General features: G+C 60.9%; 20 protein-coding genes and 3 pseudogenes. 7 read left to right on the top strand and 16 right to left on the bottom strand.

Annotation, left to right across the window (positions count from 1 at the left end; all coding sequences use genetic code 11):
• Window positions 1–545: 545 nt before the first annotated feature.
• A complete protein-coding gene (locus tag B0G77_RS37835) occupies window positions 546–917 on the bottom strand; it encodes a hypothetical protein (RefSeq protein WP_243751445.1) in 372 nt (123 codons plus the stop codon).
• 468 nt (window positions 918–1,385) lie between these two features.
• Between B0G77_RS37835 and B0G77_RS37830 the strand changes: the two genes are divergently transcribed.
• Both B0G77_RS37830 and B0G77_RS37825 read left to right on the top strand, forming a co-directional pair.
• Window positions 1,386–2,513, top strand: a complete 1,128-nt coding sequence (locus B0G77_RS37830; RefSeq protein ID WP_133667066.1) for a hypothetical protein — start codon at window positions 1,386–1,388, stop codon at window positions 2,511–2,513.
• A gap of 137 nt (window positions 2,514–2,650) precedes the next feature.
• On the top strand, window positions 2,651–4,111 hold the full coding sequence (locus tag B0G77_RS37825; RefSeq protein WP_133667065.1) for an ISKra4 family transposase: 1,461 nt from the start codon (window positions 2,651–2,653) through the stop codon (window positions 4,109–4,111).
• 228 nt (window positions 4,112–4,339) lie between these two features.
• Here the strand turns inward: B0G77_RS37825 and B0G77_RS37820 are convergent, their stop codons facing one another.
• A complete protein-coding gene (locus tag B0G77_RS37820) occupies window positions 4,340–4,609 on the bottom strand; it encodes a DUF1488 family protein (RefSeq protein ID WP_133667064.1) in 270 nt (89 codons plus the stop codon).
• Between the two features lie 1,144 nt (window positions 4,610–5,753).
• Between B0G77_RS37820 and B0G77_RS37815 the strand changes: the two genes are divergently transcribed.
• From B0G77_RS37815 to B0G77_RS43655, 4 genes and pseudogenes are all read left to right on the top strand, one after another.
• A complete protein-coding gene (locus tag B0G77_RS37815) occupies window positions 5,754–5,951 on the top strand; it encodes a hypothetical protein (protein WP_133667063.1) in 198 nt (65 codons plus the stop codon).
• 216 nt (window positions 5,952–6,167) lie between these two features.
• Entirely contained in the window at window positions 6,168–6,734 is a 567-nt protein-coding gene (gene phaP / locus B0G77_RS37810; protein WP_133667062.1) for a TIGR01841 family phasin, read from the top strand.
• 153 nt (window positions 6,735–6,887) lie between these two features.
• Window positions 6,888–7,626 (top strand): annotated as a pseudogene (phbB, locus tag B0G77_RS37805) (acetoacetyl-CoA reductase).
• A 150-nt stretch (window positions 7,627–7,776) separates the two neighbouring features.
• Window positions 7,777–7,935: a hypothetical protein gene (locus B0G77_RS43655; RefSeq protein ID WP_166656362.1), complete on the top strand. Its 159-nt coding sequence runs from the start codon at window positions 7,777–7,779 to the stop codon at window positions 7,933–7,935.
• 377 nt (window positions 7,936–8,312) lie between these two features.
• Here B0G77_RS43655 and B0G77_RS37800 read toward each other — a convergent pair whose 3' ends face one another.
• The 3 genes and pseudogenes from B0G77_RS37800 to B0G77_RS45645 form a co-directional block, all read right to left on the bottom strand.
• On the bottom strand, window positions 8,313–8,576 hold the full coding sequence (locus B0G77_RS37800; RefSeq protein ID WP_133667061.1) for a hypothetical protein: 264 nt from the start codon (window positions 8,574–8,576) through the stop codon (window positions 8,313–8,315).
• A gap of 62 nt (window positions 8,577–8,638) precedes the next feature.
• Window positions 8,639–9,283 (bottom strand): IS630 family transposase, encoded by a 645-nt coding sequence (locus B0G77_RS44965; RefSeq protein ID WP_243751506.1) that lies wholly within the window; start codon window positions 9,281–9,283, stop codon window positions 8,639–8,641.
• Window positions 9,223–9,627, bottom strand: a pseudogene (locus tag B0G77_RS45645) (winged helix-turn-helix domain-containing protein); the annotation flags it as partial. The gene B0G77_RS44965 and the pseudogene B0G77_RS45645, both read right to left, overlap by 61 nt.
• A gap of 694 nt (window positions 9,628–10,321) precedes the next feature.
• Here B0G77_RS45645 and B0G77_RS37785 point away from each other — a divergent pair.
• Window positions 10,322–10,792 (top strand): 2,4'-dihydroxyacetophenone dioxygenase family protein, encoded by a 471-nt coding sequence (locus tag B0G77_RS37785; RefSeq protein ID WP_133667060.1) that lies wholly within the window; start codon window positions 10,322–10,324, stop codon window positions 10,790–10,792.
• A 289-nt stretch (window positions 10,793–11,081) separates the two neighbouring features.
• On the opposite strand, the gene bioB is transcribed toward B0G77_RS37785, so the two are convergent.
• The 11 genes and pseudogenes from bioB to B0G77_RS43650 all read right to left on the bottom strand — a co-directional run.
• Window positions 11,082–12,179 carry a biotin synthase BioB gene (bioB, locus tag B0G77_RS37780; RefSeq protein WP_133667059.1) on the bottom strand — a complete coding sequence of 366 codons (1,098 nt, stop codon included), beginning with the start codon at window positions 12,177–12,179 and terminating at the stop codon, window positions 11,082–11,084.
• A 34-nt stretch (window positions 12,180–12,213) separates the two neighbouring features.
• Window positions 12,214–12,957: a dethiobiotin synthase gene (gene bioD / locus B0G77_RS37775; RefSeq protein ID WP_133667058.1), complete on the bottom strand. Its 744-nt coding sequence runs from the start codon at window positions 12,955–12,957 to the stop codon at window positions 12,214–12,216.
• On the bottom strand, window positions 12,954–14,138 hold the full coding sequence (bioF, locus tag B0G77_RS37770) for an 8-amino-7-oxononanoate synthase (RefSeq protein WP_133667057.1): 1,185 nt from the start codon (window positions 14,136–14,138) through the stop codon (window positions 12,954–12,956). Before bioF ends, bioD begins: the two co-directional genes overlap by 4 nt.
• Window positions 14,138–15,484: an adenosylmethionine--8-amino-7-oxononanoate transaminase gene (gene bioA / locus B0G77_RS37765; RefSeq protein ID WP_133667056.1), complete on the bottom strand. Its 1,347-nt coding sequence runs from the start codon at window positions 15,482–15,484 to the stop codon at window positions 14,138–14,140. The genes bioF and bioA overlap by 1 nt, the downstream gene beginning before the upstream one ends.
• Before the next feature lie 300 nt (window positions 15,485–15,784).
• Complete coding sequence (locus B0G77_RS37760) at window positions 15,785–17,050, bottom strand: MFS transporter (RefSeq protein ID WP_133667055.1); 1,266 nt, start codon at window positions 17,048–17,050, stop codon at window positions 15,785–15,787.
• 231 nt (window positions 17,051–17,281) lie between these two features.
• Window positions 17,282–18,871, bottom strand: coding sequence for a carboxyl transferase domain-containing protein (locus tag B0G77_RS37755; protein ID WP_243751444.1), 1,590 nt, complete (start codon window positions 18,869–18,871; stop codon window positions 17,282–17,284).
• Window positions 18,872–18,889: 18 nt separating this feature from the next.
• Window positions 18,890–20,488: an AMP-binding protein gene (locus tag B0G77_RS37750; protein ID WP_133667054.1), complete on the bottom strand. Its 1,599-nt coding sequence runs from the start codon at window positions 20,486–20,488 to the stop codon at window positions 18,890–18,892.
• Between the two features lie 32 nt (window positions 20,489–20,520).
• Window positions 20,521–21,258, bottom strand: a complete 738-nt coding sequence (locus B0G77_RS37745) for a GntR family transcriptional regulator (protein ID WP_166656361.1) — start codon at window positions 21,256–21,258, stop codon at window positions 20,521–20,523.
• 42 nt (window positions 21,259–21,300) lie between these two features.
• Entirely contained in the window at window positions 21,301–21,360 is a 60-nt protein-coding gene (locus B0G77_RS44955; protein WP_243751505.1) for a hypothetical protein, read from the bottom strand.
• Window positions 21,353–21,526 carry an acetyl-CoA carboxylase biotin carboxyl carrier protein subunit gene (locus tag B0G77_RS37740; RefSeq protein WP_243751443.1) on the bottom strand — a complete coding sequence of 58 codons (174 nt, stop codon included), beginning with the start codon at window positions 21,524–21,526 and terminating at the stop codon, window positions 21,353–21,355. Before B0G77_RS37740 ends, B0G77_RS44955 begins: the two co-directional genes overlap by 8 nt.
• A 28-nt stretch (window positions 21,527–21,554) precedes the next feature.
• Window positions 21,555–21,862 (bottom strand): annotated as a pseudogene (locus B0G77_RS43650) (methylmalonyl-CoA carboxyltransferase); the annotation flags it as partial.

Genomic DNA, 21,862 nt, shown 5'->3' with positions numbered 1-21,862 from the left:
AGTTGCAGATCGCAACGAGCAACGGACGCGGCCTGGTTGTATGAGCGGGCCGGTTGGAACAGCGCGAGAAAACAGCGCGTTGAAACCTCAGACTGGAATTCTAACAGAAATTGCTGCACCGCACCAATCAAGCGATTGGCCCGATTGGAGAGCCTTGCCGCAGCCTCAACAGGCTTGTCGGGCATTCGTCGCGGTACTGCGCCTGGTCGGTCCGGCGCAACCTCGGCGTTAATCGTGGTACCCCGCCCGAGCTTCCTGATCACGCGAGAAAACGGCGACCTTGTTGCGAGGCCGGTCAAAAGCCGAACGCGCCAGTCCCACCTTTTCAACGCGTCCCGACCACCGCGGCCGGCAAGCACGTCCACGCATCCATTGCTACCACCGTACGGACGGAGAGCACCTCACGGGCCCGAGGGGGTGCAAATATCTGTTGCCCCTGAAAGTGTTCGCCGATCGGGGATCCTGACCTGGCGTGCGGCAGACCTAAATGATCGGTTATCCTGCCTGAATCTCCGCAATCTTTTCGCGACTGCCTATAAAGGCAGCTACGACATTCCACCCTGATCTACGTCTGGAACAGGCGAACTCGCGGTTCCGGCGAGAAATTGCCTCAGCCGACGTTCTGCGCTGATTATTTTGTGCAGCGGTACGGTGGCGAGCTGCACATCGTGCAACGCTAACAGGCTCTCAAAAGCGGGAACAGCATCTTTCGCAAGCACCCACTCGTTTGCCTCATGGGCCAGTTCGAGCGCCGCTTCCACGGCATATTCTGCCGCCTTGAACCGTCCAACCGGTTCGCTTCCGTAACCGTCCTGCTGGAGAAACCATGCGAGGTACACGGTTCGCATCAGCTCGTTAAACAGATGCCCGTTGCCATGACCGTCGCGGCACGCAACGAGGGCAAGATGGGAGGTCAACGATTGCTCCCGCGCCGACGCTTGGTCCATCGGCAATAACATCGCTTTTGTGAGGTGCTTTCGCGGCCGCGAAACACCTGTCCCGCCTCGCCTGGAACTCATGTTGTCTGAAAAAGTACTGTAACAATTCGACTATTCTAGCGAGGTCTTCCCCGCGATCGGCGATTCTGGCGTCGCAGGCTGCTCACTTCCGTCGTCTTCCCGCGATAGTCCGTCCGACTGGAACACTCCTTATCCGGCACGATGACGCTGGCGTGTTGCTGTCAATGAGAGTGAACCAAACCGTGGGAGGCAATTTCCGTCGACTTGACCAATGTCATCGACGGCGTGACGGCGTGACGGCGTCGCACCGGATCGGATGTGGCGCCTGGAATCTGAAGTTCCGGAGAAAAGAGCTCAGCGAGCCCGCGCGCGGCACGCTTGCCGTTTCAGCTACGCTGGCGACGTTGCCAACCGATTGGAGTTGCTATGCGCCTGATCATCGAGGCCCGCCTGGAGGGTGGGGAAGAAAGCGCGACTGATACAACGATTGTCGCTGTGGTGGAACGAAAAGACCGCAGCCTCGCCGACCTGGGACTGACCCTTGCCGAAGGTCGTGCCTTGCTCGCCGAGATTCAATCGATTCTTGTGCCGGAGCAGACTGCCGGGTGGATGAAGAGCCAAATGGCTTGCCACCTTTGTGGCTCGATGCTTGCGCACAAGGACGCCCGATCGATCGTGCTGCGAACCGTGTTTGGCAAGGTCGACGTGCCGAGTCCAAGGCTCTGGGCATGCAGCTGTGCGGCGAAGCAAGGACAACCGCGCCGCTCTTTAAGCCCGCTGTGCAAGGCTCTTCACCAGCGTGTGACGCCGGAATTGGAGTACCTGCAGGCCAAGTGGGCCGCCCATCTACCGTACCGCCAGGCCACTGAGCTGCTTCGAGAGGTCCTTCCACTGGACAAAGGGATTTCCTTCGGTAGTACCCGCCGTCGAATCCTCGCCGTAGGCAGCGCGCTCGACGCGCAGATCAACCGCGATATCGCGTCTGGACCAAAACCGGTCACCGGAGAGCAGGTTCGCGAATCGACGACCGTCGGCTGCGTGAGCGTCGACTCGGCGTGGCTGAGCTTCAGCAGCAGCCCTAAGAGCCGCAAAGCGGCGCGCGATCTTGCGGAGCTGAAATCGCCTTGGGCGCAGAAGTTGACGAGGGATCGCCATGTCAACATCGTTGCGGGTCGTGCAACTCTCGCTGATCGCAACCCGCGTCTCTACGCGTACGTGCATAAGCTGGTGCCATCGGCGCCCGCCCGCCTGGACCAATTTCTCTTTTCAAGCGGCGTGGCTCCAGACGAGCGAGTCACCGTGATCAGCGATGACGCTGGCGAATTCGGCAAGGCTGTGGACGGCAGCCAGATCGCCAGGGGAAGGATCCTGGACTGGTTTCACATCGCGATGAAGTTCAAGGCTGCCAAGAACTCGGTGTTCGGAAGCCAGACGATAGAGCCTCACGAGCGAATCGCTGTAGAGACAGAGATCGATCACGCCAAGTGGCTGGTCTGGCATGGAAAGGGCCGGCAATCGGTGTCCCGCATCATGAGAATGTCATCGACGGCGTGACGGCGTGACGGCGTCGCACCGGATCGGATGTGGCGCCTGGAATCTGAAGTTCCGGAGAAAAGAGCTCAGCGAGCCCGCGCGCGGCACGCTTGCCGTTTCAGCTACGCTGGCGACGTTGCCAACCGATTGGAGTTGCTATGCGCCTGATCATCGAGGCCCGCCTGGAGGGTGGGGAAGAAAGCGCGACTGATACAACGATTGTCGCTGTGGTGGAACGAAAAGACCGCAGCCTCGCCGACCTGGGACTGACCCTTGCCGAAGGTCGTGCCTTGCTCGCCGAGATTCAATCGATTCTTGTGCCGGAGCAGACTGCCGGGTGGATGAAGAGCCAAATGGCTTGCCACCTTTGTGGCTCGATGCTTGCGCACAAGGACGCCCGATCGATCGTGCTGCGAACCGTGTTTGGCAAGGTCGACGTGCCGAGTCCAAGGCTCTGGGCATGCAGCTGTGCGGCGAAGCAAGGACAACCGCGCCGCTCTTTAAGCCCGCTGTGCAAGGCTCTTCACCAGCGTGTGACGCCGGAATTGGAGTACCTGCAGGCCAAGTGGGCCGCCCATCTACCGTACCGCCAGGCCACTGAGCTGCTTCGAGAGGTCCTTCCACTGGACAAAGGGATTTCCTTCGGTAGTACCCGCCGTCGAATCCTCGCCGTAGGCAGCGCGCTCGACGCGCAGATCAACCGCGATATCGCGTCTGGACCAAAACCGGTCACCGGAGAGCAGGTTCGCGAATCGACGACCGTCGGCTGCGTGAGCGTCGACTCGGCGTGGCTGAGCTTCAGCAGCAGCCCTAAGAGCCGCAAAGCGGCGCGCGATCTTGCGGAGCTGAAATCGCCTTGGGCGCAGAAGTTGACGAGGGATCGCCATGTCAACATCGTTGCGGGTCGTGCAACTCTCGCTGATCGCAACCCGCGTCTCTACGCGTACGTGCATAAGCTGGTGCCATCGGCGCCCGCCCGCCTGGACCAATTTCTCTTTTCAAGCGGCGTGGCTCCAGACGAGCGAGTCACCGTGATCAGCGATGACGCTGGCGAATTCGGCAAGGCTGTGGACGGCAGCCAGATCGCCAGGGGAAGGATCCTGGACTGGTTTCACATCGCGATGAAGTTCAAGGCTGCCAAGAACTCGGTGTTCGGAAGCCAGACGATAGAGCCTCACGAGCGAATCGCTGTAGAGACAGAGATCGATCACGCCAAGTGGCTGGTCTGGCATGGAAAGGGCCGGCAATCGGTGTCCCGCATCAAGGCCATGGATGCCACGCTGTCGGCGAAGGAAGGCTACGAGTACTCGACGTTGTACTGGAACCTGCGCCGCCTGTACTTCTACATCGAGAATAACGCCGGTACGCTCGTGAACTATGGCATGCGTTATCACAAGGGACTACCGATCAGTAGCAGCATTGCCGAGTCTGCGGTGAACCTGGTGGTCAGCCATCGCATGGCGAAGAAGCAACAAATGCGATGGACGGACGAGGGAGCGCACTGCCTGGCACAGGTCAGAGTAGCTGTTCTCAACAAAGAATTGTCGGTTGAGAAACTCGCCGTGTTGACCACGACTTCTGCAGCTACAAACTCGCCGAGTGTGCGCCGAGCGGCGTGAACTGACCTCCCACGGTTTGGTTCACTCTCATCCAACGGTATATAAAAGTGTCACCGCGCTCACGCTTTGCCGCGCCGCATCTACACCCGGGTGTTGACAGATTTATTGCGGTCTACGGAGACCGATGAGAAGCACCGGATAGACTGGTAACGCAGGCGGCGCCCCGGGCGATGACGGCCCGGAGCCGGTTCCTGCGCCACTATCGGCCGGTGGGCGGCCGCCGGCGACTCAACGTTTGATCAGGAAATCGTCGGCGATGAGCCTGACCCGTTCGCCCGGATGCAGACGGACTTTTCTTTCGGCGACCGCGATAATGCGGCGCCGTCCGTCAGCAAAGGCCTTGAGCATGCGGACCTGGTCGGCCCCGGCGGGTAACCAGAATTGAGCTTCGAGCGCTTCCCGCGTGATGGCACAGGCAACCTCGCATTGACCTGACAGGCGAAATGAAATTTCGCGTCGGTCCGCTGCCACATCTGGCATCAACTCAATCACGTCCATGCTTATCTCCCGAATCCCGCGGCGAACTTTTAACCTGGTGTCGCTCATCCCAGAATGTAGCAGAACAGGCGGCAGACATGTGCCGGGCACATGAGCTGCCGTGTAGCGCTGCGAGCCGCGTTGAAGACCGGGTTTGCGGGGTGGCGGGCACATGGCGGCAAAAGACGGTTAGTTGCGTCTGCTCATTCAAGCGGGGGCCGGAAAGTGAGCCTTTGCGGGGGATTGCAGCGGGCGTCCTAAAGGCGACCGGCTGATCAAGGAGTTTTCAGTTAACGCCCTCGCACGATTCCCACGGACGCGAGAAACGGGGCCGCCTCTGGTTATTCGTTCATCCACTGCCGGTCGCGCAGTCGGAGTGGCAAGGCAAGCTATCTGAGTGGAACGGTCATTCCGTACCGCCACGCGAGGACAAGTCATCGGCCATTGCAGCCGTTGGCCCATCAACAATTGAACGGCTGGTATAGGCCGTTCAGCTGACAACATACGAGCAGTTCGGGCGAACGGCAGCTTTGCCCGTCACGCAACGGCAGTGAACGACCCACAAGCGCCATTAAGCTTGAGCCAATGGATGGCGGCTTTCGGCACAACATGAGACGCCGGTAGTCGACGCCGGGGTTTTCGATCGAGCCTATCCGCCCATGCCTCCGGTCGCAATCACGACGTTAGCCTGGATGCTCCAGAACCGGCGACTGGTGACGCCTGAGGCGATGTAGCAACTTGCCCCACGAAATGCGGAAGCGCCTCGACGGGACGTACAGTTTATGCGGGAAAGATGTTGTACTTCAGATTCCGGGCACCTACTATTGTCAGCCAAGCTGAGTTGTCGTTTACCCTCGTGAACGACCGTGCGACAAGCTGGCGAACCGTACGTCTGAAAATCTTCAAGCGCCTTTAATGACGGGGCGCAAGCCTACATGCGTGCAGGTGGCGGCCCACCCTTCGAATGCAATTGTAAGAAAAAAGTTAAATCCCACATATTGATCGTGTGGATGGGGACACATTAAGATGACCTCCCGGGCGCGCAGTCGGCATCCGGTTAGCGTGAGTCTTGCGCAAAGTCACATTTCGCGAGACGCGGTCACGGTCGTCACGCGAGAACGGTTGAGCTTTCCAGCAAATTGATACCTATCAACAGGAGACAAAAATGCTGAGCCCTCATGAGTTCGCAACCTTGATGCTGGTCAAGGACGCTCCCGATCAACTCGGGCTGGATCGTTCAGATCTGGATATCTTGCTCGAACACCAACTCGTCGCATTGGAAACACTCCCATCCGGCCAGCAACGTCCCCAGATAACCAGCGACGGCGTTTCCATACTCAAGGCTGTCACGCGGTTCGGCTGATGACTTTCGTCAGCGGATCATTGTCCGCGCCATAAAACGCAGCACTCGCGTCCGCCGGGCAAGCAATGCGGTTCCTTATCGTCGGAATAACTGAGTCAGGAACACAATTAGTAATACTATTAATCATCCTGGCGAGTGCAATGCACAGTCCGCATTGCACTCGTGCTTCCCGCCAGTCCATCCACACGACCGCAGCGCCCCCCCAGGAGTTTCGCGATGAATCTATCGACCCCAGAGCAGATTGCAGCATCCCAGAAGCCCAGCCTTGATACCGCTTACGGGCTGGCCACCAATGCAGTCGTGGGGATAGAAAGGCTGGCCGAACTGAATCTGAAAACGATCCAGTCGACGCTGGCGGAAACTCAGCAGAACGCGCTGAAAGCGTTCTCCGTGAAGGATCCGCAAGAGTGGCTCGGGCTGCAAGCTGCACCCGTTGCGCCGACGGCAGAAAAGGTGCAGTCGTACAGCCGTCAGCTGTTCGAGATAGTGTCGGCCACCCAGGGCGAATTCGCGCAGGTCGTGCAGACGCAATACGAAGCGTACAACCGCCGGGTGCAAACGCTAGTCGAGGGGGTTGCGAGAAGCGCACCGGCCGGTTCCGAAGCCGCCATCGCTGGATGGAAGTCGGCGATTGGCGCCGCCCATGCGCTGGTCGAAACCCTGCAGAAAACCAGTCGGCAAGCGGTGCAAGTCGCCGAAAGCACCTTTGACGCCGTCGCGACCGCTGCATCGAAGACTGCCCGGCGCACTGCCGAGCAGGCGTCGGCGGGCGCCAGGCGATAGCCGCCGAAGCGGGCCTGGCGCCCGCGTCAGTCAGTTGCGTCATGCAAAGGAACCCTTTGGACGTTGGCGCATCTGGACATCTGGACAGTCAGCAGGCGAGCATCGCCGTTTTGTATGGGCGAGGATCGCCTCCATTCACCGGAGACAAGTGAGATGACGAAGCAGGTTGCCCTGGTCACAGGCGGGATGGGCGGACTCGGCGAAGCGATCAGCATCAGACTGCGCGACGGTGGCTATACCGTGGTGGTCACCTGCGCGCCACAGAATACCGGTGCAGACCGGTGGCTGGCCCGCATGGAGGCCGGCGGGCAGCGGTTCCGCTCATATGCCGTCGATGTCGCCGACTACGACTCGTGCCAACTATGCGCGGAGCGGATCAAGGCGGAAGTTGGCCCGGTCGACATCCTGATCAATAACGCCGGCATTACACGGGATGCGGGCTTCAGGAAGCTCGACAAGGTCAATTGGGATGCGGTGATCCGCACCAACCTCGACTCGGTGTTCAACGAAGCCGTGGTGCGACAGCATGGTTGAACGAGGCTGTTGCCGCATCATCAACGTGTCGTCGATCATTGGCTGCAAGGGCGGATTCGGTCAGACGAACTACGCGGCCGCCAAAGCTGGCATGCATGGTTTCACGAAGTCACTGGCGCTCGAAGTGGCGAAGAAAGGCGTCACCGTCAACACGATCTCGCCCGGCTATATCGCCACGAAGATGGTCACCGCGGTGCCCCAGGACATTCTGGACAGCAAGATCATTCCGCAGATTCCGGTCGGCCGCCTCGGGCAGCCGGACGAAGTGGCCGCGCTTGTTCTGTACCTGTGCTCGCGTGAGGCGGCTTTCGTGACCGGAGCCAACATCGCGATCAATGGCGGCCAGCACCTGCAGTGAAACAACCAGGCTTGCAGCGGGACGACGGAGGTGAGCTGGCCTGCGGCCGGTTCACTGTACAACAGGGATGGCGATGGAAGCCTGCGGCCCGGATCGACGGGCTCCGGTGGATCGCCTGAGTCGGTAACGGCAACCGCGCAGGAGGGTGAAATGAGCGACTCGTGGGTAGGCATTGTGATGGGCTCGTTTGTGCTGATGATCGCATCAGTGCTCGTGGCCGGCCACTATCGGCGCGAGCACCGTCGACGACAGCTCCTCCGGAACCTGGACCACCACGACTGGTGCCACTGGACCCGGACCCGACATTGACAATGTGGCGGACGATGAAGCGATAAGGCGAGCCTTCTGGGCGAGGTGGCTATGTCTTGGCACGACCATGCGCAGCAGGAATTGGATCATATCGAGGCCGTGATTTCCCAGTTGGAACACCTAGGTGTCAGCCACCGGACAGAACATTCAAGTGCCGTGATGCACGTGGAATATTGGCGAACGCGCATTCGCACGGTACTGGCGCTTCCTGATGTGCCTCGTCGCGTTGTGGAACGGGGTTCGGCACTACTGGCAAGACTGGATCGGCTTCACCCTGCGCCGCCTGATACCACCATGCATGACCGAAAGTAAGCGGTACCCCAACCCACCGCCGACGTTGCCTTCGTCCAACGTTCAATCATCGCGATGAAGTACGTTCACGGGGCAAGCGTGTCGTCTACGACCCGCTGTCCGGCGCTGAACCCTGCCATGAGCGCCTCGGCTTCCGTCGCGAAGGGCCGATGAATGTCTGCCATCAGGCGTATCGGCGCAACCGTCGGTCGAGTAGCGCCAATCATTTTGATCTGCACGACGGTGATAAAACCACGCGGTGGCAGCAATGTAACGTTGCCAGACGCTTCCCACACTGGTTCAAGCTCCACCGCGATCTCGAAGCCCCTGTACGTATAGATTCTTTTCATCTGTCTATTTGAATTGCGCCCCCGCTGTCTCGCACTCTACGAGATCAATTCTTATTCCATTTCTAATTCAACAGTGAATCAATGATCCACGGCCACGCGACGATGGAACGAACGCGTTGATGGTCGAGCTCAAGGTTACGAAGCGAGTCGGACAGATGGCATTCGAGCGCATCGATACTGTCGAAGACACGGTTGTGAAAGGACTTTTCTCGCAGGTCGTCCCAAAGATGTTCAACGGGATTGAGCTCGGGTGAATACGGCGGGAGCGTGAGCAGGCGCAGGTTGTGGGCCAGCCTGAGGGAGGTACTCTGATGCCACCCGGCACCGTCAAGGACCATCACGATCCGTTCGTCTGGATGGCGCGCGCAGACCTCATCGAGAAACAGTTGCATGCACGCGGCGTTGACGTGCGGCAGGATCAGCGAGTCGAGCGCGCCATCAGTCACGCAGACGGCGGCATAAGCGTAGGTATATTCCTGCGTCACCATTGCCTGGCATAATGGGCGAACCGGTTTGGGGCACCAGCAACGCCGTGTGTCAGAGATACGACCGAAGCGCGCTTCGTCCTGAAACATCAAGCGGATCGGCCCCTGGCCTGGCCACGCGTGGTCGATTTCGAGGAGGACGTCGGGGAGTTTTTTTTCCAGGCTTCCTGGGCGGCCACATCGGCCTGCGGGTGTCGCTTGTCGGGTGCCAGCTTGCGCCAGCCATGACGGTGTAGCAGGTTGTAGGCCGAAGCGAGGGCGACCTTGCGTCCCAGCCGTTCATCCAGCGCCTGCTTGATCTCGCCGACCACCAGGATGCCGCCCACCCTGGCCTTCTCGAAGAAAGGCGCAAGAAAGGCCGCTTCTTCTTTCCTCGTCATATTCTCCCGGCGGCGACCACCAGGCATGGGGCGGTCGGCCTCGGGCAGCCCGCCGGCCAGGATGAAGCGCCGGCGCAACTGACAGGCCCAGCCAACCGACACACCAATCGCTTGCGCCGTCTGCGCCAGTGTCAGCCCGAATTCGAGCGGCAACAGTACCGCTTGTGCCTGCCGCAACTCATCCATCGTCCTGGCCTCGACCACGAGCCGCTTAGCTTGTTCGAGAACTTCGCCGCCACTCGCTCGACGAACCATCGCACATCCTTCGATATGGTGAAGGTGCACTTATTATTACATTATTGAATTAGAAATGGAATTAGACGTGGGTCCCTTCTCCCGTTCCGTAACGGAGGGTTCGCGGAAAGTGTTGGGCAATTTTTTCAGAGGCCGCCATATTGACCTTTCTTTCAAAGTCGGAGCTGGTGGGCCGCACGGATGACATTATGCCCTCAATACCGTTACGGTAAATGATCGGCGTCACTGGCGAGCGTCGTCGAGGCGTCGAAAGCTCATCGACCGCTTCCAGGTGCAGCTATCGATCGAGGCATCGCCGCGTCGAAGGGCCGCTCGCCCCTCATGAGTTGACGTTCGCGAACAGATCGTGACGGGCCGTTCCTGGCCGGCAGTACGCGTTCACACAAACCGCCGGAAAGCTGCCGTTGAGGATTCCAACGTCGGCTCTGTAAAGCGTTCATCGAACTGGTGCAATCGGCCATGAACCGCCGTTCGCCCGCGCGGTCATCCCGGCATTCAGGTGGCGGCTCCGCCCCTGACAACGGTCGTTCGATCGCCGACGATGCAAGTCGCACCAAACGCAAATATCAGCCAGCGTTTCCGGCGTCTACAATGACCTGAACAACAACATGCTTGGAGCTACACCATGCTTTTTGAACAGATCGAAACGGCCTGCGTCCAGGATGCAGACATCCCTTGGGTTCCCTTCAGCCCCTACAGCGACCAAGTCTTCGTGAAATATTTCAAACTCGATCCGATCCGCGGCGAGACGATCGCGTTGCTGAAGGCGCCCGCCACCGGCCAGATGCCGCAACACCATCACACTGGCACAGTGATTGTCTACACGGTCCAGGGCAGGTGGAAGTATCGTGAGCACGAGTGGATCGCTAGCACGGGCAGCGTGGTATATGAAGTGGCGGGGTCGAGCCACACGCCGCAGGCGCTCCCGGGCGACGAGGACATCGTTACGCTTAACATTATTCAAGGAGAGTTACTGTTCTTGGACGAACGGAAACAGGTGATCGCGATTGAGAACTGGCGCAGTGGTTGGGATCGCTACGCCGCGTATTGCGCGGCGAATGGCATCCGGCCGCGCGACCTAACAGCCTTTAAGTAAGGCTGTCTGCCAGCGCGCTGGCAATGACAAAATCTCCAATGACACGAACTATCCACGTCCGCGTCTTAAATGAGTCTCCACCGCTGACTTTTGTTACGCTACCTGTCTGTTTCTGAGTTGGGGGGTGTCTTAGTGATTCATGACGGACCACCTCAAAGTCACTGCATTGAACCGCGCCGGGAATTCCGGAGACCTCTTTTGCTTGGGTCACGCCCGGATGGCGGACCCAGCGAGTTACTGATATGCCACAGGTTACCGCCCTGGTTACGCTGTGCCTCGCGCCACACGGTTAATCCGTAGCCGCTTGCTTGTCGCAGCCATGCTCGCAACCGCTCTGCTCAAGCGGCATCTGTTGCGCGGCCTCGGCGCGAATGCCGAGACGCTCGAGCAGCTTGCGGTCGGCTTCCGCTTGCGGATTGCTCGTGGTCAGCAGTTGATCGCCGTAGAAAATCGAATTCGCGCCGGCGAGGAAGCACAGCGCCTGCAACGCTTCGTTCATCTGCTCGCGGCCCGCCGACAGACGCACCATTGCGCGCGGCATGGTGATGCGCGCTACCGCGATCGTACGCACGAATTCGAACGGATCGATTGCTTCGGTGCCGGTCAGCGGGGTGCCTTCCACCTGTACCAGATTGTTGATAGGCACCGATTCCGGATACGGCTCCATGTTTGCCAGTTGCGTGATCAGGCCGGCGCGTTCGCGGCGCGATTCACCCAGGCCGACGATCCCGCCGCAGCACACGTTGATGCCCGCGTCACGCACGCGTTCGAGCGTGTCGAGACGGTCCTGATACGTGCGCGTCGAAATGATCTGGCCGTAGAACTCCGGCGACGTATCGAGGTTGTGGTTGTAATAGTCCAGACCAGCTTCGCGCAGCCCTTGCGCCTGATGCGTTTCGAGCATGCCGAGCGTCACACAGGTTTCGAGGCCCATGGCTTTCACGCCGCGGATCATGTCCTTGATCGGTTCGAGGTGGCGGTCCTTCGGATTGCGCCATGCGGCACCCATGCAGAAACGCGTCGCGCCGTTTTCCTTGGCGACCTTCGCGGCCGCGAGCACTTCATCGACCGGCATCAGCTTGTCGGCTTGCAGGCCGGTGTCGTGATGCACCGACTGCGGACAGTACGCGCAATCTTCTTCGCAGCCGCCGGTCTTGATCGACAGCAGCGTCGACAGTTGCACGGTGTTCGCGTCGAAGTGCTCGCGATGCGTTTGCTGCGCGCGAAACATCAGGTCGTTGAATGGCAGTTCGTACAGCTCGACGATGTCTGCGACACGCCAGCGCGCGACCTGCTTCGCGCCGGCTGCGGCGGGGGTGACGGGGGTTGCGTTATGGCTGGTGGCGGCCGCGTCGGCGGAAGTCGGAGCGATGTTCAGTTGCGTCACGGGGGCAATCCTCATGGATGGATGTGATGATGGATCAGCGCTGCGTACGCGTTTGCGTATGCCGCAGCGTCTGCAAAAGCCGCTTGATGTCGAGCTGATCGGCCGCGAGCTCGGGCGAAGCCGGGCTCAGATGCGGCACGATGCCGAGCAGCGGCGCATCGTATTCGCGCGCGAGGTGCTCGCGGATCGACGCGATGTTTTCATCGGGGAACGTCATGTCCGGATCGACGCGATTCGCGACCCAGCCGGCGAGCGTGAGCCCGCGAGCGGCGATCGCTTCGGCGGTCAGCAGTGCATGGCTGATGCAGCCGAGGCGCATGCCGACTACCAGCACGACCGGCAGCTTCAGCGCGACGACCAGGTCGGCGGTGTCCTGCGTCGCGGTCAACGGCACGCGAAAGCCGCCGACGCCTTCCACGACGACGATCTCCGCGCGCTGTACAGCCTGTGCATGACAGGCGACGATGTGATCGAGATCGAGCGTGACGTTTTCCAGCGCGGCCGCGATGTGCGGCGCGGCCGGTTCCTTCAGCAGATACGGCGTGCGCATGTCGGGTGGCAGCAAGACGTTCGACGCGGCGTCGAGTTGATCCGCGTCGCCGTTATGCAGCACGCCGTTCAGTTCGAATGCGCCTGCGGCGATCGGCTTCATCGCGGCGGCTTGCAGGCCTTCGCGCACGAAGCCGCGCAACAGCGCTGAGGAGACGAACGTCTTGCCGATTTCCGTATCGGTGCCGGTGACGAACAGGGACAGTGCGGGTTGACTCGAACCACTCATGCCGCTTTCGCTCCGAGCTGTTGCAAGCCGGCTTCGAGCCGGTCGAGATCCGCTTGCGAGTGCGCGGCGGATAGCGAAATGCGCAAACGCGAGGTGCCGGCAGGCACGGTCGGCGGACGGATCGCCGGCACCCACAGACCCGCGCGATCGAGCGTGGCTGCGATGTCGAGCGTGGCGTCGTTCGCGCCGATGATCAGCGGCTGCACGGCGGTGTGCGAATCGACCGGAAGCCACGGTGTCGCCTTCAGCATCGCGCGGGTGCGTTCGATCAACTGCTGAAGATGCGCACGGCGCACGTCGCCTTCGTCACCGCCGATGATACGCAGGCTCGCCGACACCGCATGCGCGGCGGCCGGCACCGACGCCGTCGTGAAGATGTACGGACGCGCGCGCTGCACGAGCCATTCGATCACGGTCGCATGCGCCGCGACGAACGCGCCCGAGACGCCCGCCGCCTTGCCGAGCGTGCCGATCGAAATCAGATTCGGCGAGCGCAGCGCGGCCGCTGCGATGGCGCCGCGGCCTTGCGGACCGAGCACGCCGAAACCATGCGCGTCGTCGACGATCAGCCATGCGCCATGCCGTTCCGCGAGTTCGAGCAGACGCGGCAGCGGGGCGATGTCGCCGTCCATGCTGAACACGGTATCGGAGACGATCACCTTCACGTCCGCATCCGACGCGTCGAGCATCGCGCTCAGCGCTTCCGTATCGCAGTGCGGATAGATCTGCACGTCGGCACGGGACAGGCGCGCGCCGTCGATCAGCGACGCGTGATTCAGCGCGTCGGAGAAGAGCGTCGTGCCGCGGCCCGCGAGCGCGGTGAGCGTCGCGAGATTGGCCATGTAGCCGGTGCTGAAGTAGAGCGCGCGCGGCGCGTCCACGAAGCCGCCGGTGAACTCCGCGAGATCGTCCTCGAGTTGCGCGTGCGCGCGCGAGTGGCCGCCGAGCAGATGCGAACCGCCGCTGCCCGCGCCATACAGGCGCGCGCCTTCGGCGATCGCTTCGATGAGCTGCGGATGCGCGGCGAGGCCGAGATAGTCGTTGCTCGCAAAGCCGATCATCGCGCGGCCGTCGACCGTCATGTGTGCGGCGCACGGCGTGTCGGCGATACGGCGGCGACGGCGCAGGCCGCGTTCGTCGATTTCTTTGAGACCTTCAGTGAGTGTGTCGAGCAGATGCATTAGCGGGCCTCCGCGAGCGTGGCTTCGAAGGTTTCGCGAGTGCGCGACGCAAGCAGCGCGAGTTCTTCGTCATCGAGAATGTAAGGGGGCATCAGATACACCGTGGTTCCGATCGGGCGCAGCAGCAGTTCGCGCTGCAACGCGTTTTCGAAGAAGCGGCGCGAGAAAGTTTTGGCATGCTGAGCATCGTCGATCACTGCGTCGAACGCGAAGATCGTGCCGCACTGACGCAGATTGCGCACCTGCTTGTGCTCGGCGAGCGGCGCGAGCGCGGCCTTCAGTTTCGTAGACTTCCGCGCGTTGCCGGCGAGGACGTTGTCGCTCGCGAACAGATCGAGCGTGGCGAGCGCCGCGCGGCAGGCGAGCGGATTGCCGGTGTACGAATGCGAGTGCAGGAAGCCGCGCGCGGTGTCGTCGTGATAGAAGGCGGCGAAGATTTCATCGCGCGAAAGCACGATCGAGAGCGGCAGGTAACCGCCGCTAATGCCTTTCGACAGACACAGGAAGTCCGGCCAGATGCCAGCCTGCTCGCATGCGAAGAAGGTGCCGGTGCGGCCGCAACCGACGGCGATTTCATCGGCGATCAGATGCACGCCGTGCTGATCGCATAGTGCGCGCAAGCCGGCTAGATACGACGCATCGTGCATCGCCATGCCGGCCGCGCATTGCACCAGTGGCTCGACGATCAGCGCGGCGATTTTCGTGGCGCGCGCTTCGAATAGCGAGCGAACGTGATCGAGCGCGCGGCGCGCGACGTCGGCGGCGGTTTCACCGGGTTGCGCGAGGCGCGCATCGGGCGACGCCACGACGTGCGCGTGGCGGATCAACGGATCGTAGGCGTCCTTGAACAGCGCGACATCGGTGACGCCGAGCGCGCCGATGGTTTCGCCGTGATAGCTGTTGGCGACGCAGACGAATTCCTGTTTGTCGGCGAAGCCGCGATTGCGCCACGAGTGGAAGCTCATCTTTAATGCGATCTCGACCGCCGATGCGCCATCGGACGCGAAGAACGCGTGGCCGAGCGTGTTGCCGGTGAGCGCTCCGAGGCGCTCCGCGAGTTCGATGGCGGGCTCATGTGTGCAGCCCGCGAGCATCGCGTGTTCGAGCGTGTCGAGCTGGTCTTTCAGCGCCGCGTTGATGCGCGGGTTGGCGTGGCCGAACAGGTTGACCCACCATGAGCTGATCGCGTCGACATACCGATGGCCGGCGCGGTCGTAGAGCCATGCGCCTTGACCGCGCGCAACGGGCACGAGCGGCAGGCGCTCGTGGTGCTTCATCTGGGTGCAGGGGTGCCACACGGCACGCAGGCTGCGTGAGACCCAGTCTTCGGTTGCTAGCGTTTCCAAAACAACTCCTTGGCATGCGAACACGGAGGCAGTGCGGCAGTGGCGCTGCGCGCGGCCTGCCCTGCCGGGGCATGCGAATACTTTCAGGCAAAACGAAACAGAATGAGGCATCGCGTGATGACGATGCCGGGTGCCATTGGTGTGCTGAATGCGGGGCGTTGCCGCACGGTTGCGTGGCCCGCCATGAAACAGCGGGATCGAGATCGGCGCTTTACACGACGCACTTATCGGGAAATGCGCAGCTATGGGCGACTTCGAAAAATAGTGAACGCCATACGGTCTGTAGACGCCACGAATCGCTTAATTAACCCTTCCGAGACAGGCGAGTTGCAAGCCTTGAACGCGGCGTGCTGCCAGAGCAAAGAACAACGACGCCGAGATGGCCAGCATGTCGGTGGTCAGCAATACCTTGGTGAACGGGGCGACGGTGCCGTTCGCGGCCAGATAATCCCTGATTGCGCCAACCGCCAGGCTGGCGATGGCAACCGCAAAGATGTTAAGCAGCAACATGCTGAAACCGATAATGGATGAGCGCATGGACGGCTGCACCAGGCCCTGTATCAGGGTAGTGGCCGGACCGTACACCGCCAGCGGCATAAAAAACCCGGCGCACATGCCGAGATAGAACAGCAGTGAACCCGCCGGCGCAAAACGGTAAGCGATCATCAACGGGGCGCACACGGCAATCAACAGCGCCATGAAACCGCCATGGCCACTTTTGAACTTGCGCGCAAAGCGATCGCCCAGGCCACCCCCGATCAACGCGCCGAGCGTGCCGAACACCAGTTGCAAGGCCCCGATACGCGTCGCCATGCCTGCGGCATCGAGGCCGCGTTCGTTGACCAGCCAGATCTGCGTGAAAGCGAGGCTCGGGAACATCATATTCACCATCACGAAGCCAACGATGGTCATGCGCAAGGCCGGCACGCTGCGCACCGCAGACCAGACGGCCTGCATTTGTGGCAGGAACGGAGCGCCCTTCTCGTGCGCAGCGAGCTTGCTGCGGTCTTCCGTCAGGAATGACAGGGGTACTGCGATCAGGAGGCCGACGATGCCGAGCCAGTGGAAGGTCTCGCGCCAGCCATGCGATGCGCCAACCGTGCCGGCCAGCAGGAAGCTGACACCGATGCCGAGAGGAATCCCCATGAAGAAGATACTAATGGCAGTGCCGCGCCGGTGGGGCGGAAAGAGGTCGGCCAGCAGCGCCACCGCAGCCGGCACCAAAGCGGCTTCACCGCTGGCAACCAGGAAGCGCGCGGCCACCATCTGTTCAAAATTCTGGGCATAACCGGACGCCACGGTGCAGACGCTCCAGATCATCACACCCGCCGCGATCACGCGCGTGCGTGAAAAGCGATCGGCCAACGTACCCATGAACATCGCCATGAAGCCGTAACTCAAGACCCACACGGGGCCCACGAGGAAACCGTATTGGGCGTTGCCAATCGCCAGCTCCCTGGTGACTTGTGGCGAGAAGCCGAGCAGCACGTTGCGGTCGACCTGTGCCAGTATGTGCATCGCCAGCAGTACTAACAGCACGGCGGCCGGGTATTTTTTCCAGTTCATCGAAGTCTCCGGACTATGTCTATGAAACTACTCCGGGACGCAATACAGTCTTTGCCGTATTTTTTTCATCCCGAAGGCCCTTGGTAAGAGCCCGTATTGATTCAGTCTGCCTAGCGCGGCGGCGGAACGGGGCACCCAGGCATGCGGCTCCTCGTCATGTCCAACTGCTCCGACACGCCGTTGATGCTCCTGCATTGCCTGCCGGTCTGGTCCAGACTCTTATCCAGTCTCTCACCGCATGGTTCGCGCTTTCGGTCCGAGCCGTTGGCGCGCGACGTGATAGGCATCTTCGACCCAGTTGCACAGCAGGGGCCGTGTCGTGGCGGGTTCGATAATGTCGATAACGCCAAATCGCTCGGCCGTTCGAAATGGCGAGGCGATCGCGTGGTAATGGGCTTCGATTTCCTGGCGCCTGGCGAGCGGGTCAGGCGCCTGTTCAATTTCGGTCTTGTAGGCGGCGGCGACACCCCCCTCGATAGGGATCGAACCCCAGCGCGCCGACGGCCATGCATAGCGGTGCGGCAGGGCGGTCCCGCTCGGTCCATGCCAGGGGCTGATCATGGCGCCGGCAAGGCCTACGCAGCGGCGCAGCACGATAGCGAGCCAGGGCACGCTCGATTGTTCAATTGCATTCACGGCCTGCATGCCGGCCGTGATCGTTCCCATACGCTCGGCGTCGGGTCCGGTCATGAGACCTGGCTGATCAACCAGGTTGACGATCGGCAGGTGGAAGGTGTCGCACAGATCAACAAAGCGCGCCAGTTTCAATGCTGCACTACGCGTGAGGGCGCCACCAGCGACTGACGGATTGTTGGTGATGACCCCGACCGCGTATCCGTTCAAGCGTGCGAAGCACGTGATGGTTGAGCCGCCAAAATCCGGGGAAATTTCAAACAGGGATCCATGATCGAATATCGACTTCAGAATTTTTCGTGGATTGAAAATCTTCCGCGAATTCCTCGGAATCGCGTCATTGAGCCAGGGATCGCAACGCTGCGGATCGTCCGCACAGGCGGCGACCTGCGGCTGTTCCCAAACATTGACCGGCAGATAGGAAAGAAATCGCTGCGCGGCGGCTAGTGCCTCTTCTTCGCTGTCCACGGCAAGATTCACCGCACCGCTGTGGCGATGGACCGCGTCGTATCCGCCGAGCTCGTCCTTGTCGATGTCGATGCCGAACGCCTGCTTCACTACCGGCGGACCGCCGGCAAAGACCTGGCTTTGCCCGCGCACCATGATCGAAAGGTGGGACGACGCGACACGAACAGCGCCTAATCCAGCACAGGCCCCAAGCGCAATGCCGACGACAGGCACTGCGCCAAGCAACTGCGTCATGGGTAGCAACGGATAGCCGGGAATCTTTGTGTGGCCCAGCTTATCCAGTAGCTTGACGCTGCCGCCCGCGCTGTCGATCATGCGGACGATCGGCAACTTGTATTCCCAGGCGTAGCGATCCGTGTAGATCCATTTTTCGGCGACTGCCCCCTCGGAAGAGCCGCCGCGGATCGTGAAATCGTCCGCTGCGACGACGGTCTTGCGCCCGTTGATCCGACCGACGCCGGAAATTGCGGTGCTCGGCGTCATCGACTGCCGGACGCCGTCCGGGCCGTACTTCACCGTCCCGGCAAGTATTCCGAATTCGCTAAAGCTGCCGGCGTCGAGCAATTTCTCGATGCGCTCGCGGGCCGTGAGCTTACCCTTGGCATGTTGTCTGGCAATAGCTTCGTCGCCTCCCAGTTGCAAGGCAACAGTTCGCCGGGCGGAAATCTCTTCGATTTCAGGTGCCCATTCCATCGATGCCGTAATCGTTGCTTCATCCATTTGAAACCTCTTTCCCAATCAGCTATAGACAGCTGTGATTCCTTCCTGCGTGATGCCATGCCTCGCCATGTAGCTTGCGCGCAGCTCGTTCTTCAAAACTTTGCCGGAACCGTTGCGCGGGAGTTCATCGACGAACTCAGTCACGCGCGGCTTCTTGTAACCGGCAATCAATTCGCCGCAGTACTGCCCAAATGCGTCGGCTGTCAGGGTCTGACCGGGGCGAAGCACGACGAACGCTGCCACCAGTTCGCCCCATTCGCGATCCGGAATGCCAACCACGGCCGCATCAAGCACGGACGGATGTCTGCACAGTGCATCTTCCACTTCGCGCGAATAGACGTTGAACCCGCCACTGATGATCATGTCCTTGTTACGACCCACGATGTACAGGTAGCCGGCATCGTCGAACTTGCCGAGATCCCCGGTGTAGTACCAGCCGTTGCGAATGCTCTGCTCTTCAAGGTCCGGCCGGCGCCAGAAAGCGACCTCACCAATACCCCAATGGGCGACAGCGATCTCGCCGACTTCCCCCGTCGCCACAGGCTTGCCGTCTGCATCGTGAATGGCGATATCGACATTGATGGTGGGACGCCCGCACGAGAGCGTGCGCGCAGTCTCGTCAGCCGGGCCGTCCACGACGTGATCATGCGGATAGAGAACGGAAAGAGGTTGCACCACTTCTGTCATCCCATACTGCTGGCGAAGAATCGGACCGAACCTCGTGATGGCACGCTTGACCGTATCGAGCGGAGTCGGCGCAGTGCCGTAATGGATGCGCCGCAGTGACGACAGATCGGCGGCAGCACCGGCGTCGAGTTCTTCGAGCAGACGCTTGAGCATTGTCGGCACCAGCATCAACTGGGTCACCCGATGGCGCTCGACCAGCGCAATTACCTGCGCGGCATCGAATTTTTCCGCGATCACGTTGCGCGCGCCGCGCAAATAGCACGGCAACAGATAAACCCCCGCAGCATGCGTCAACGGACCAACATGGAGCATTGCGTCCTCGACGCCAAGCTCGAACTCCATTGCGTAGAAATGGTTCGTCAGGCGCGTGTACCAGCGCTCGACCGAGTAGGCGACGCCCTTCGGCTTGCCGGTCGTTCCCGACGTGTAGGCTATGCGCACCAGCAGCTCGGGCGCAATCGGGAGTGCCGGGAAGCGATCGCTCGCGCCTTCCAGCAAGGCGTCATAGTCAAGCACGTCGCCATCAGCGACCTTGACACCGATAATGTGCCTCAGCGAGGGAACCCGGGCGCGCATTGCACAAGCGAGCCCGGTGAATTCAGGGCCGACGATGAGCGTCGTGGCCTCCGCGTCGTTCAGGATATCCACGTGCTCGGCCAATGTGTGGCGCGCATTGAGCGCGACATAAGTTTGCGCCGCTTTTTCCGCACCGAACACGCTGTCGAGACTCTCGATACAGTTGCCGAGCAAGGTTGCCAGACGGTCGCCTGGACGCAAGCCCAAACCGGTCAAAGCGTTGGCCAGCTGGTTACTTCTTCGTTCGACTTCGGTGAACGAGTAGGTACGGTCGTGGATGATCACCGCCGGACGGTTACCATGCTGCGCCGACGCCCACGAAATGGCGTGGCCGGCGATTTTAGGTTGATGCATTGGTTTTCTCGGAGAAGCGATTTGGTAATTGCTCAGGTTGCAGTTTTTGGCTTGTCCGACATGGCGTTCGTTGCCTCCAGCTGCTTCACGGCCTCATGGCGCGAATCCTCGATGAGCTGGTCGCTGGCTGCGCCGGCTTCATCGAAATCACCCGCTTTCAGGGCATTGGCAACCCTGCGCCAGTTTTTGGCCGATTCGAGCCGGCGTGTCGGATCAGCGAGCCCGAGTTGCGTGTAACGCATGGTCTGCCGTGCCAGCGAGCGAATCATCTCGGCGAGCTTGGTGTTATCCGATCTGGCCGCGATGCTCATGCTGAGCCGCGCGCTGATCCGGACGTACTCGGTCACCTTTTCCGGCATTTCGGAAAGGCGCTCGAGCTCACTAACGTCACGGTCCATAGCGGCAATCAGGGCTTCGTCAACAGAAATGAATTTCCTGACCATCAGGCCATGGAGAGCCTTGCGTATTTCAAAGATGTCATTCACTTCCTTGACCGCCAACCGCGTCACATGCGCGCCGCGATTGGGAATCATGCTGATGACGCCATCTTTCTCGAGAATACGCAAGGCTTCCCGAACCGGACCGCGGCTCACGTCAAACCGCGCGGACATGTCTTCTTCGCGGATGCGATCCCCCGGTTTGAATTCGCCACTGGCGATCAGGCGATAGATCCGCTCGGCGAGTTGGTCCGGTATCGTCTGCGGGCGAAGACTGTCGCGCGGCCGCAATTCCGCGGCTACCGAAGGCGCCTCGGGCGAATCGAGATCCATCCAGTCTGATGAGGTATTCATGCTGTGATTTGAGTGATGAAGTTAATCGGCGTCGAAGCTTGCGAGATCCTGTCCTTCGCGCACTGCGTCCCCTTCATTGATCAGGAGCCTGACCAGCTTGCCGCCGTCGGGCGCCGCGACCCGGGATCTCCATTTTCATGGATTCCAGGACCATGATCACATCATCTTCGGCGAGCACGTCGCCTTCGGCGGCACTGATCTTCCAAACCGTTCCGGTGATTTCCGAGCGAATGGTGCGTAACGTCATGGGTCGATTCTCTTTCTGTATCCCGAAATTAAATGTAAGTGGGGCCAGGCACGCATTTCATGGTGGGCCATGCCGGCATCACGCGCACGCCTTTGACAATCGAGCGTATCGATAAGATGACTACGGGTATCGCGCGGATCGATAATGGTTTTTGTGCGCCGAACGCCCCCGCCAGCGCATAGGCTGATGTGTCGCGCGAGAACTCGGCTTTCAGCTCTTCGAAGCGCTCTGGCGCGTCGCTCTGCTTGACACCGTGGATCACGCTGACCGCCACCCCGGCATCCATGAAGCTGGCCTCGGCACCAGGCCATGCCGCCACGTTATCGCTATTGCGCC

The organism is Paraburkholderia sp. BL10I2N1 (assembly GCF_004361815.1).
Lineage (GTDB): Bacteria > Pseudomonadota > Gammaproteobacteria > Burkholderiales > Burkholderiaceae > Paraburkholderia.
Note: the sequence above shows the minus strand (reverse complement) of the source record. Positions and strands in the feature narration are given on the sequence as shown.

What these genes read in the sequence shown, in the direction of transcription:
- bioF (WP_133667057.1), bottom strand. Translation starts at nt 14,138, where the DNA reads ATGCATCTGCTCGACACACTCACTGAAGGTCTCAAAGAAATCGACGAA.
- B0G77_RS37750 (WP_133667054.1), bottom strand. Translation starts at nt 20,488, where the DNA reads ATGCATCAACCTAAAATCGCCGGCCACGCCATTTCGTGGGCGTCGGCG.
- B0G77_RS37830 (WP_133667066.1), top strand. Translation starts at nt 1,386, where the DNA reads ATGCGCCTGATCATCGAGGCCCGCCTGGAGGGTGGGGAAGAAAGCGCG.
- B0G77_RS37800 (WP_133667061.1), bottom strand. Translation starts at nt 8,576, where the DNA reads ATGAAAAGAATCTATACGTACAGGGGCTTCGAGATCGCGGTGGAGCTT.
- B0G77_RS37815 (WP_133667063.1), top strand. Translation starts at nt 5,754, where the DNA reads ATGCTGAGCCCTCATGAGTTCGCAACCTTGATGCTGGTCAAGGACGCT.
- B0G77_RS37745 (WP_166656361.1), bottom strand. Translation starts at nt 21,258, where the DNA reads ATGGATCTCGATTCGCCCGAGGCGCCTTCGGTAGCCGCGGAATTGCGG.
- bioD (WP_133667058.1), bottom strand. Translation starts at nt 12,957, where the DNA reads ATGAGTGGTTCGAGTCAACCCGCACTGTCCCTGTTCGTCACCGGCACC.
- B0G77_RS37740 (WP_243751443.1), bottom strand. Translation starts at nt 21,526, where the DNA reads ATGACGTTACGCACCATTCGCTCGGAAATCACCGGAACGGTTTGGAAG.
- B0G77_RS37760 (WP_133667055.1), bottom strand. Translation starts at nt 17,050, where the DNA reads ATGAACTGGAAAAAATACCCGGCCGCCGTGCTGTTAGTACTGCTGGCG.
- B0G77_RS37820 (WP_133667064.1), bottom strand. Translation starts at nt 4,609, where the DNA reads ATGGACGTGATTGAGTTGATGCCAGATGTGGCAGCGGACCGACGCGAA.
- B0G77_RS37785 (WP_133667060.1), top strand. Translation starts at nt 10,322, where the DNA reads ATGCTTTTTGAACAGATCGAAACGGCCTGCGTCCAGGATGCAGACATC.
- B0G77_RS37825 (WP_133667065.1), top strand. Translation starts at nt 2,651, where the DNA reads ATGCGCCTGATCATCGAGGCCCGCCTGGAGGGTGGGGAAGAAAGCGCG.
- phaP (WP_133667062.1), top strand. Translation starts at nt 6,168, where the DNA reads ATGAATCTATCGACCCCAGAGCAGATTGCAGCATCCCAGAAGCCCAGC.
- B0G77_RS37755 (WP_243751444.1), bottom strand. Translation starts at nt 18,871, where the DNA reads ATGGATGAAGCAACGATTACGGCATCGATGGAATGGGCACCTGAAATC.
- B0G77_RS43655 (WP_166656362.1), top strand. Translation starts at nt 7,777, where the DNA reads ATGAGCGACTCGTGGGTAGGCATTGTGATGGGCTCGTTTGTGCTGATG.